This window comes from Collinsella sp. AM41-2BH (genome assembly GCF_003468085.1).
Classification (GTDB): Bacteria; Actinomycetota; Coriobacteriia; order Coriobacteriales; family Coriobacteriaceae; genus Collinsella.
The window spans coordinates 1-10,951 of the sequence record NZ_QSGH01000023.1; the positions used below are offsets into that span (position 1 = coordinate 1).

At 59.6% G+C, this 10,951-nt stretch carries 8 protein-coding genes; all 8 read right to left on the reverse strand.

Annotation, left to right across the window (positions count from 1 at the left end; translation table 11 throughout):
- Nucleotides 1-534: 534 nt before the first annotated feature.
- Complete coding sequence (locus DW899_RS09350) at nt 535-921, reverse strand: hypothetical protein (protein ID WP_117629695.1); 387 nt, start codon at nt 919-921, stop codon at nt 535-537.
- Nucleotides 922-930: 9 nt separating this feature from the next.
- On the reverse strand, nt 931-1,176 hold the full coding sequence (locus DW899_RS09355) for a hypothetical protein (protein WP_117640700.1): 246 nt from the start codon (nt 1,174-1,176) through the stop codon (nt 931-933).
- Nucleotides 1,177-1,394: 218 nt separating this feature from the next.
- The gene (xerC, locus tag DW899_RS09360; protein ID WP_158566606.1) at nt 1,395-2,468 is read right to left on the reverse strand and encodes a tyrosine recombinase XerC; all 1,074 of its coding nucleotides are present in this window, start codon (nt 2,466-2,468) and stop codon (nt 1,395-1,397) included.
- A 690-nt stretch (nt 2,469-3,158) separates the two neighbouring features.
- Nucleotides 3,159-5,114, reverse strand: a complete 1,956-nt coding sequence (gene pknB, locus DW899_RS09365; protein WP_117800807.1) for a Stk1 family PASTA domain-containing Ser/Thr kinase — start codon at nt 5,112-5,114, stop codon at nt 3,159-3,161.
- Nucleotides 5,115-5,246: 132 nt separating this feature from the next.
- Nucleotides 5,247-8,117 carry an FtsW/RodA/SpoVE family cell cycle protein gene (locus tag DW899_RS09370; protein WP_117778759.1) on the reverse strand — a complete coding sequence of 957 codons (2,871 nt, stop codon included), beginning with the start codon at nt 8,115-8,117 and terminating at the stop codon, nt 5,247-5,249.
- A 16-nt stretch (nt 8,118-8,133) separates the two neighbouring features.
- The gene (locus tag DW899_RS09375) at nt 8,134-9,933 is read right to left on the reverse strand and encodes a Stp1/IreP family PP2C-type Ser/Thr phosphatase (protein WP_117800809.1); all 1,800 of its coding nucleotides are present in this window, start codon (nt 9,931-9,933) and stop codon (nt 8,134-8,136) included.
- On the reverse strand, nt 9,930-10,346 hold the full coding sequence (locus tag DW899_RS09380) for an FHA domain-containing protein (protein WP_006235180.1): 417 nt from the start codon (nt 10,344-10,346) through the stop codon (nt 9,930-9,932). Before DW899_RS09380 ends, DW899_RS09375 begins: the two co-directional genes overlap by 4 nt.
- 6 nt (nt 10,347-10,352) lie before the next feature.
- Nucleotides 10,353-10,951 (reverse strand): FHA domain-containing protein (locus DW899_RS10815; RefSeq protein ID WP_233539959.1); only part of this gene is annotated, 599 nt, incomplete at its 5' end.

Below are 10,951 nucleotides of genomic sequence, written 5' to 3' on the forward strand. Positions count from 1 at the left end.
ATGAATGTGGGAGGTGTTCGGATAAAGTTGATAATCAAGGGTCTCAAGTCATACGTTCACGCAGGTTTTCGATTGGAGAAATACCGCACGTTTTCATGGTATCATGTGCCTTAAAGAACATGAATGGGCGGTCATATCGATTCGTTGAAAATAGCACCTATGACGTGCTGGTGGCGGGAGAGTGATGGCGTTAAAGTGTCGAGAATGATTATGGGAGTATTTTAGATGCAGGTATGAGAAAGGGTCGAATCGAAGTGTCTGGCCGGACGCCAATTGTCCGGGAACTGTTTCGGTTCGACCCTGCTTCATTTTACATCCGCGGCATGTTTTTGTAGACGCCTGGCGATTACCGACCTTCACGACCTCGATGACGGTTTCCCCGTCCTCGATTCTTGCCAGATTGCGGTAGACATGCTGCGTGAATGGTCGGATATCATTTGAGCCAGAATCCTCTTCTATTGAAGCGGATTCTGGCTCAGTGGTTTTTAACTCGGTTGTTTGACAGAAGCCCACGTCGATAGTCGGGCTGTGGACTTAAGATTTCGGGGGCTCCCAAGCGTTTTCGATCGCGGCGCGGTAGATTGCAGCGTAATTAAGCATCCAGCTGCCATCACCAGTTTTTTGAATATACCCCTTATCCTTTAGAGAAGTATAGGCTCGGGATATCGTGTTCTTGCTCAAGTGGTAGTGATCCTCAATCCATTTGCTTCTAGCGCAAAAGCCCATGGGCCGTTTGTTTTTGGAAGGTTTTCCAAACTTCCATACGAGGCCGAGGATGAGACGCTCGGCGGCAACGGTGGTGACGCAGCACGCCCACTCGGGCACTGAAATAAAAATAGCTTTATCCATTTTCTCTATAATCTTTCGTTGCTCGGTAACATCATCGTTGAATATGTCGGAAATTGACGGTAGCTCGCTCATGTTTACCACCTAGTCAAGGTGGGCGGTACGACCTTCAAGCTGCTTGAAAAGCTCATAAAACGAGCTTTCAAACATGTAATTCGAGCGATGGATTTGGATGAGCTTGCCGGACTCGCGCATGAATTTGCGTGCGGTGTTTTCGCTCCAGCCAGTGAGTTCGCGGATATCGTTAACGCGGAGCAACCGATCGCACTGAGCGGCACCAGTGGGGAAAGTCGGTGTGGACGCCTGAGTGCTAATCTTTGGAGTAGCCATGATGAGCTATCCTTTCAATGAGGGCCCTCCCTGTGCTTGTAAGACTTACCAGGTTCATAAGCACTTGGGGGGCCGGTTTCTATGACTACATGCGTAGCCATCTGACAGCTTTAGCATGTATTAAAACTCATTAGTTGTCAATCAAATATAGCATCTACCTGCGGAAACGGTATTATAGTACCGTAATATTATGAATAAAACGATGAATGAAAAACATGCTATTTCTCGCTTCTCTGTATATAGGCGTTGATGAAGTCTTCGTAGCCTTTAACTGCTTTTATTTCTGATTGTTGAACGAGGCTTGTATACGTTTTGAGCGTGATATTGGGGTCCGCGTGGCCAAGAATACCTTGCACGCTTCTAACGTCCGATCCGTTCGCCAGCATAAAAGTGCTTACGCAATGCCTGAGCTGATGCGGGCAGATGCCCTTATATAGTTTTCCGCCAGTCGAATTATTCGGCTCATAGATTCCAAGATTGCAGCTAACTGCGAAATCGCGAAACCAATGGTTGAAGATGTAGTTCTTCATGTGACAGACAGTAGGGACCCCTTGCTCGACAGCAATATCGCTAATGATGGGAGTGCTGCCAGTCTGGGACAGCCCCAGAGAGGCCAGGAGCTCTTTTTGTATGGCTGACCATGATTGAAGACGTTCGGCCAGGGTTTCTCCAACGGGGATTTTGCGTTGGCTTTCTTGTGACTTGGGTGCCCTCAGTTCATGATCGTTGGTGTACTGCCTGTCAATTTTCAAGGTTTTATTGGCAGGGTCCCAATCGCGCCATTCGAGGCCCAGCATCTCGCCTTTTCGCATACCCGTATACACTAGTACTAGCGTACCAACAGCTTCGGCGGTGAGCTCAATGTGTTGAAGATGTGTGCATAGGGTAGCTACTTGCTCGATTGTCAGTGATTCTCTTTTGTTGCGTGGTCTGCGAACATGAACGGTAGCGCAGGGGTTTCGGTCAATTATTCTCTTTGCGACTGCATTCGACAGAATCTGGCGCAGTTTCGCATTGATTCGTACAAGCTCAGATGGTTTGTATTTTCCCGTACGACGAGCTTTGGCATATGTTTCTTCGATTAGATCGGGAGTTAGCCCCTCAATTGTCTGAAACGCGCCGAATAGGTCTTCGATATGCCTGCAATCGTACGCTTCTCTTTCATAGCTCGTTGGCGCAAGCTCGGTGTCCCTATTTTCATGAAAGGCCCAGCAGTAGGACGCAAGCAAAGTGGGCTTTTTAGTTTTAGTGATTGTGCCAGAGGAGTTGATTTCAGCCAGCTTGGCCTGCATTGCAGCCTTAGCTTCTGTTTTAGTCTTGCAACGAACCGTATAAGTTGGGGATCGTTTGTAACGCCCTGTCTTAGGGTCCTTGACCCCAAGGGAAAAATAATAGCGATAGGTGTTAGGTGATCTCTTGTCTTTCCAACACGTGCCTCTTCCGCTAATTAGTGGCTGTTCTGACATCTCTGCACTCCGTTTCTTTGAATAGTTTTCAACAATTCATTGAGTGCAGTTTAGCTAAAGCTGTTAGTAATATGTTTGTAAAAGCGTAGGCGCAGCTACCGGAGGTAAAAGACACAAACTGCTATGTTTATCTGCGGTTATATGGTGTTCAATGATGCTTGATGAATAGTAGGGGGTAGCATTAAATCATATCTCCTAAAGCGGGTGTCGACGGTTCGAATCCGCCCGGGGGCACCAGAGATTTGCCGAGCCCGGTACCACCACGGTGCCGGGCTCTTCTGGTCTAAGGGCAGGATTCGGACCGTCGACACCCGCGTCACTCATTTCCCCGCGGGGGGGAGTTTTCGAATCCGCCCGGGGGCACCAGAGGAATATCGAGCCCGGTACCGCTACGGTGCCGGGCTCTTCTGGTTCATGCCATGTCAAAAATGAAGCGCCCGCTTGCTGGGGGAGCAAGCGGGCGCCTGTGAGCGAATATGTTTGCGGCGAGAGCCGTAATGAGCGGTTGGGTGGCGACTAGTTGGTCGTACCGGAATCGCCGCCCGTACCCGAACCCGAACCCGAGCCAGAAAGTGCAACCGTCAGCGTAATCGTGCTGTCGGTGGACTGCTTGCCGGTGGGGGAGACGCCCGTAACGGTGGCATCCTCGTTACCGCTCACGGGATTGCCGTTCTGGTCACAGAAGCCAATGTTATAGAACCCGGCGTTGTTGAGCGCGGTGACGGCGGCGGAGATGCTCTTGCCGTACAGGTTACCCGGAACGCTGGCCTTGCCGGACTTCTTGGCAATGACGACGGTAATCGTGGCGCCGGGCTTCTGCTTACCGCTGGGGTTCCAGCTGATCACGGTGCCCTCGGTAACCGAGTCGTTCTCCTGGTAGCTCACGTCGACGCCAAAGCCTGCCATATCGAGGGCGTTGCGCGCCTGGGCCTCGGTCATGTCGGTCAGGTCGGGGACGGACGTGGTATCCGGGCCGCTCGAGACCGTGTACGAGATGGTCGTGCCCTTCGCGACTTCCTTACCGGCTTCGGTGCCCTGCTCAAAGACCTGGCCCTCATCGGCCTCGTTGGCCTCCTCGGAGGCGTTGCCCTTCAGGCCAACGCTTGCCAGCGCGGCTTCTGCCTGGTCCTTGGTCAGGCCGACAAGCCGGGGAACCTCAACCTTCTCGGAGGGCTTGGGGCCCTTGGAGATTACCAGGTTCACCTTAGTGCCCTTGGCCTTCTTGGTGTTGCCGTTGGGCGTCTGCTCGGCGACCTTGCCCTCGTCGACATCGTCATTGTAGCTTTGGTCGATGGTGCCGACCTCGAGGCCGGCTTCCTTGATCAGCTCGACGGCAGTCTGCTGGTCCTTGCCCAGTACATCGGGAACGGTGACCTGCTCGCCGCCAAAGAGTCCTGTGGCAAAGGCCACCACGATACCGATGACGGCAACGGCTGCCACCACGGCGGCGATGATCTTGTTCTTGTTGGATTTGGGCTTTTCGACCTCGTAGGAGCCGGTGGAGCCCGAAACCGAGCTACGGGCGGTATTCTGGCCGCTCACGCCCGAGACGGGACGCACCATGGCGCGCGTCTGATCGGAAAGCTCGCGAGTCTTGGTGGCGCCCAGCTCGCCGGGGGCACCGATGATGCGCGTGGGCTCCGAGATGTTGACGGCACGGCCCGACAGGTAGCTGTTGAGCACCTGACGAAGCTCGTCGGCGGTCTGGAAGCGGTTTGCCGGGTCCTTCTCCATGCACTTGAGGATGATGCGCTCAAGGTCGGCGTCGACACCGGAGTTGATCTGGCTCGGTGGAATAGGCAGCTCGTTGACCTGCTTGAGTGCGACCGAGATAGCGTCGTCGCCGTCAAAGGGAACGCGGCCGGTGGCGCACTCATACATCACGACGCCCAGCGAGTAGATATCCGAGGTGGGGCCGAGATCCTGACCGCGGGTCTGCTCGGGGCTGACGTAGTGGGCGGTTCCCAGCACGTTGTTGTCTTGCGTGAGGTGGCTGTTCTTGGCGCGCGCGATGCCAAAGTCCATCACCTTGATGTTGCCGTCGGGCAGCACCATGATGTTCTGCGGCTTAATGTCGCGGTGGATGATCTCGTGCTTGTGGGCGACCGAAAGCGCGGAGCTGATCTGCGAGCCGATCTGGGCGACCTTCTTGGGGTCGAGGGCGCCGTGGCTCTTGATGCCGCTCTTAAGGTCGGTACCGCGCAGGTACTCCATGACGATGTAATAGGTGTCGCCGTCCTTGCCCCAATCGTAGACGCCCACGATATAGGGGGAGGAGAGACCGGCTGCTGCCTGGGCCTCCTGCTTAAAGCGTGCGGCGAAGGTTGCGTCGCCAGCATACTGCGGCAGCATGATCTTGACGGCTACCGTGCGGTCGAGGACCTGGTCCTGTGCACGGTAGACGGTCGCCATGCCGCCTGTCCCCACCTTATCCTTGAGGAGGTATCTTCCCCCGAGGACCCTCTGTTCCATTCCTGCTCCTAACATAACTATTCGCTCAACGATGTGTGTAGTACCTACGATGTGGCCGCTGGGGCCGTGTGGCGCGTTGCCGCTAACTCTTCGGCCGCGGCGCGCCTCGGGTGTCCGATTCAATCATGGGCATCACGCTCCCTGTGCGGCGAGCGCCGCGGTCAGGACGATGCCGGCAATCTTGGCCGCCTTGACGTCGTGTTTGTCGTAATCCTCCAAGGCCACCGAGATGGCGACCGTGGGTGAATCGTAAGGTGCAAAGCCAACGAACATCGAGTTGACGTTGGTGCCGCCGGTCTCGGCCGAGCCGGTCTTGCCGGCGACCTTGACGCCGGGGACCTGGGCATCGGTGCCGGTACCGGACTGGACGACGGCGAGCATGGCCTGCTTGACCTGGTCGGCCGTAGCGGAGCTGACGGCCTGACCCAGCGAGCGGGACTGCGTGGTCTTGACCACAGTTCCGTCCGGGGCGAGTACCTGGGCTACAAAGTACGGGTCCATGACCACGCCACTGTTAGCGATGGCGGCGGCAATCACGGCGTTTTGCATGACGGTGGTCTGCGGCCCGGGCGTGTGGTCCATGCCGACAGGCTGGCCGGCGCCGGCCCAGGCGGTCTCCCACTCGGTCATGAGCGACGGGTCGGCCATGATGGAGGCCGCGGAGGTCAGGTCCTGGCCGAGCTTTTGGCCGTAGCCAAAGGCGTTGGCAAACTGCACGAGCGTGTTTGCGCCAACTTCGTTTGCCACCTGGCCAAAGACGACGTTGGAAGACACGGCAAAGGCCTGCTGCAGGCTGATGGTGCCGTAGCTCTCGTTGGCATAGTTGGTGACCGGCGCGTTGCCGATGTCCATGGAGCCGGGCGCCTGGTAGGTGCTGGTAAGGCTGGCGGTGCCGGTCTCGAGTGCCGCGGAAAGCGTAACGACCTTAAACGTGGAGCCCGGCGTGTACAGCGCATCCATGGCGCGATTGTACATAGAGCCGTCCTCGCCGCCGCCCGCCTGCAACAGGGCGTCGATGTTGGTGTTGTCGTAGGTGGGCGAGCTGGCACATGCGAGCACCGCGCCGGTACGCGGGTCGATGACCACTACAGCGCCCTTAAAGCCCTTGAGCGCCTGCTCGGCCGCCGTCTGGATACGCGAGTCAATGGTGAGCTTGGCGGTGTTGCCCGGCTGGGTCTGGCCCGCGAGCGACGCGATGGCGTTGTTCCAGCTGGAGTAATCCTTGGAGCCGGTGAGCGTGTCGTTCATGACGCTCTCGATGGCGGTGGTGCCATACTGCTGGCTCACGTAGCCAACCACGTGCGCTGCCAGGTTACCGTTGGGGTAGGAGCGTACGTAGGTGCCGTCCTCCTGCTGCAGCGACTCGGCCAGCGTCACGCCGTCGGACGTGATGATGGAGCCGCGCTGGATGTACTTGGAGCGGGCGATGGTGTGGTTGTTGGTCGGCATGTCCTGATAGTCCTTGGCCTTAATGACCTGGACATAGGTGAGGTTGCCGATAAGGATGGCGAACAGCGCCGTAAAGGCGAGCACCGCACGGGTTAGACGGTTGGCGAGCGCAACGCGGCCGAGCACACCGGATTCAGGCGTGTCGAGCAGGCGACGGCGCATGCGCGAGCCGACGGAATGGCTGCCGCTGCCGTAGGAAGACGAGGTGGCAAAGCGCGTGCCCGTCGGGGCGGCGGCAGATGCGACCTGATCATCGGTGATGGCGGCCATGGTGCCGGTGCCGGTAAGCTCGGCCTCGCGTCCGGTCGCCTCGTCACCGGCGCGCAGCAGGAGCGCGACGATGATAAAGCTTGCCAGCAGCGAGGAGCCGCCCTGGCTCATAAAGGGCAGGGTGACGCCGGTCAGCGGGATCAGGCGGGTTACGCCGCCAACGATCAAGAAGGCCTGGAAGCTGATGGCTGCCGTAAGACCGGTGGCGCTAAAGGCGGCGAGGTCGGATTTAGCGCGGGCAGCCGTGGTGAGGCCACGCACGGCAAAAAGCATAAACAGGATGAGCACGGCGCCGCCGCCCAAAAGGCCCATCTCCTCGCCGATAGCCGAAAAGATAAAGTCGGACTCGACGACGGGGATGTTGTTGGCCATGCCGTTGCCGATGCCAACACCGACCAGGCCGCCATCGGCAAGCGAGAAGAGCGACTGGACGATCTGGTAGCCCTGGCCCTGGGCGTCCTTAAACGGATCGACCCAAACCTGGAAACGCACCTGAACGTGAGACAGGAACTTGTAGGCGCCCACAGCTCCAACGGCTAAGAGCGCAAGGCCGATAACGACATACGAAAAGCGCCCCGTGGCAACGTAGAGCATCAGCAAGAAGATGGTGTAGAACAGCACGGCCGAACCCAGGTCGCGTTCGAAGACGACGACGAGCAGGCACACACCCCACACGGCAAACAGCGGCAGCAGCAGTCGCAGGCGAGGGATCTTAAAGCCCAGGATCTTGCGGTTGGAGATGGAGAGCAGCTCGCGGTTCTCGGCCAGGTACCCGGCCAGGAACAGCACGATAAAGACCTTGGCGAACTCGCCAGGCTGGATGGTAAAGCCCGCGATGCGAATCCACAGCTTGGAGCCCGAGATCGTGGTGCCGATAAAGATGGGCAGCATCAGCAGGATGATGCCGATGATGCCAAAGGTGTACTTGTAGCGCATGACCACGTCGAGGTTTTTGACCAGTGCGAGCGTTCCCACCATCAGGGCCACCGAGACAAACAGGATGATGAGCTGTGAGATGGCGAGAGCGGGGGCGAGGCGTGTCACGAACGTGATGCCGATGCCCGAAAGTATAAATACGATGGGTAGGATGGCGGGGTCGGCGCCGGGCGCCAAGATGCGCACGGCGATATGTGCCGCGGCGAAGGCGGCAAAGAGGCCGATCGGCACGGCGAGCGTCTCAAAGGAGATGGCGGCGCCCGCGGTGAGCACGTACATCGCATACAGCAGGATGACGGGGAACGCCGAGGCGATGAGCAAGAGCAGTTCGGTGTTGCGGCGACTCATAAGCGGCACTCCCTTTCTAATTCTTATCGGAGGCTTCGGCCTCGGCGGACTGTTCGGCGGTTTTCTCGGAATCTGATTCGGAGGTCGATCTCTGGTCGGTGTTGTCGCGAATCGTTTGCGCGTCGATCACCTGGCGGGTCTGCTCCTCGTCGATCTGGTGGCGGTACTTGGATATCGTGTCCTGCGCATCGTCGACACTTGTTTGCGGAATACCCGCCTTGAGGCGGTTTTGCGTGTCTTCGGGCAGGTCGGACAGCTTGATACTGGTTTCGCTTTCGAGCCAGTGAAGCTTGAGTCCGAGCGGCTTGCCGGGAAGGCCGCGCCAGACGGCGACATTGCCCTGGTAGGTACCCAGGTAGTACGAGCCGGTGACACCCGTGTAGGCCCAGATGGCAGCCGCCAGCACCAAGACGAGACCTAAGACGACGCCGATGGTGACGTTGCGGCGACGCACGCGTTGCGCCTCGCGCATAACGCCATCGTCAACCAGGTCAACGACTACTACGGTCACGTTGTCGTGGCCGCCGGCGGCAAGCGCCGCGTCCACTAGGTTGTCAACGCAGATTTGCGCGGTTGAGGACTGCGTGGCGATGTTCTCGATATCGCTATCGGGAATCATGCTCGAAAGGCCGTCAGAGCACAGTATCAGGCGGTCGCCTTCCTCGATATGCAGAGTGAAGTGGTCGGCATACATGGCGGGGTCTGAGCCCAGCGCACGGGTGATGACCGAACGGTTGGGGTGGACGCGAGCCTCGTCTGCCGTGATCTCGCCGGCGTCCACGAGCTCCTCCACGTAGGAGTGGTCGCGGGTCACGCGGATGAGCGTGCCCTCGTGGAGCAGGTAGGCGCGAGAGTCGCCCACGTGGGCGATGGCGAGCGTGTCGTTTTCGATATAGGCGCAAGTGGCTGTGCAGCCCATGCCGGGCTTGCCTAGGCCGTTCAGGGCCGCCTCGATTACGGCGGCGTTAGCTGCCTCGACGGCTGCCGCCAGGCGTGCTGCGTCGGCGGACTGCGGGGCCGTCTTGGCAATAGTCTCGACGGCGATGGAAGAGGCTACCTCGCCGGCGGCGTGACCGCCCATGCCGTCGCATACGCAAAAGAGCGGCGACTGCACCAGGTAGGAATCCTCATTGTGCGGGCGCACACAGCCAACGTCGGAGCGGGCACCCCACATGAGTTGCGTGGTGGTGCCGGCATCATAGGTCGAGTCGGTCTCGATGCGCTCCTCGGTCAGGGGCTCAAAGCTCATGGTCGAGCCGGGGTCTTTGAGCTTGGCTTCAACGGCGGCTACGTCGATCTCGGCTGTGTCACCGGGAGAGACGGTGTCGGTCTCGGCGTTTGATTCGGAATCGCCGGTGTCCGGGGAGTCGGGCTCCTCGGACACGCGGGCGGTCGACTCGTCGTCTTGCGGGCTGACGTCTATAGGCTCGGGCGCCGGCGTAGACACGGGCGCAACCTCGGATGCCGGGGCTATGGGAAACGCCGGCGCGGCGGGCTCGGGTGCCGCAAACACCGCAGCGCTCTCGTTGATTGCCGCGGCGACAGGCTCTGCAAAGTGAGCTGGCGCCGGGGTTGCTTCGGGCGCTGTGGGCTGTTCCGCGGCATGTGCGCCGATGGGCGCCGCTACGGTATCCTCTTCGTCCTCGTTATCGGCGAGATCCGAAATATCATGCGTTACATGCGAAAGAGGCAGGGAGAACACGGTGTCCTCGGGTTCCACGGGTGCGGAGCCCGCCGGAGCGGCGTGGGCCGGCGCAGCTGTGGCGGCAGCCGGTGCCTCGGTCATAGTCGCGGACTTGTTCTCCTCGTCGATCATCGACGGTTCACCTTCATGACCACGTCGCCAATCTGGACTTCGTCGCCCTCGCGCAGCGTTGCGGGCTCCACAAGCTGGCGGCCGTTGACGAGCGTGCCGTTAAGCGAGTTGAGGTCTTCGATGATGAGCGCCGGGCCCTGCAGCGAAAAGCGCGCATGCGAGGCCGAGACGAACGGTTCGTTGATGCAGATGTCCGAAGATGGCGAGCGACCGACGATGACGGGGCCGAGCATGTCTACGTGGATGCCGCGGATACCGCGCGGACCCTTGTCCACATCGATCGTCCAGATAGCCGAGTCGCGGCGCTGTCCGCGCACAAGTCCCACGCCGGTCTTCATGACGGCGAACAGGAAGATATAGAGCAGGGCGACCAGGACGATGCGGCCTGCAAAAAGGACGATATCGATGTTCATAAGCGACTATCCCCTAAATTCAAAGGTGCTCAGGCCAAACGTCAGCAGATCGCCGTTGCGCAGCGGGCAGCGCGTAATACGGCGGTTGTTGACGAGCGTGCCGTTGGTGGAATTGAGGTCCTCGATCGACCAATCCGAGCCCGTAAAGGTGAGCTGGGCGTGGCGGCGCGACACGTTGGGGTCGCGCAGGGCAATGTCGGAAACTGAGCGCTCGCGACCGATGGTCACCTGTGCGGAGGTGATGCTATGGCTCTCGCCGCTCACGACGTCGACGAGCTGGGCGAGCGGGCGCTGCGGGGCGCGAGTGCTCGCCATGTTGGAGGCGATGCCGGCTGCGGCGCCTAGGCCCACGGCGGCACCGGTCGCGGCGGCTCCGCCCATGCCGGCAAGCGCGTCGCGCGAGACGGTCTGCGGCACCGGGATGGGTGCTGCGGCGGGGTCGGGGACGCTAGGCGCGAAGGGGTCTGCCACGGCAAGCGGGTCGGGAGCGGCGGCGCGAGGCGTCGGCTGCTGCTGGGGCATGGCGGCGGGGCGCTGCTGCTGCGGGGCAGCAAACTGCTGCTGGCCGGCGCGCGGGGCGCTGGCGGCACGGCTTTTCGCCGGGG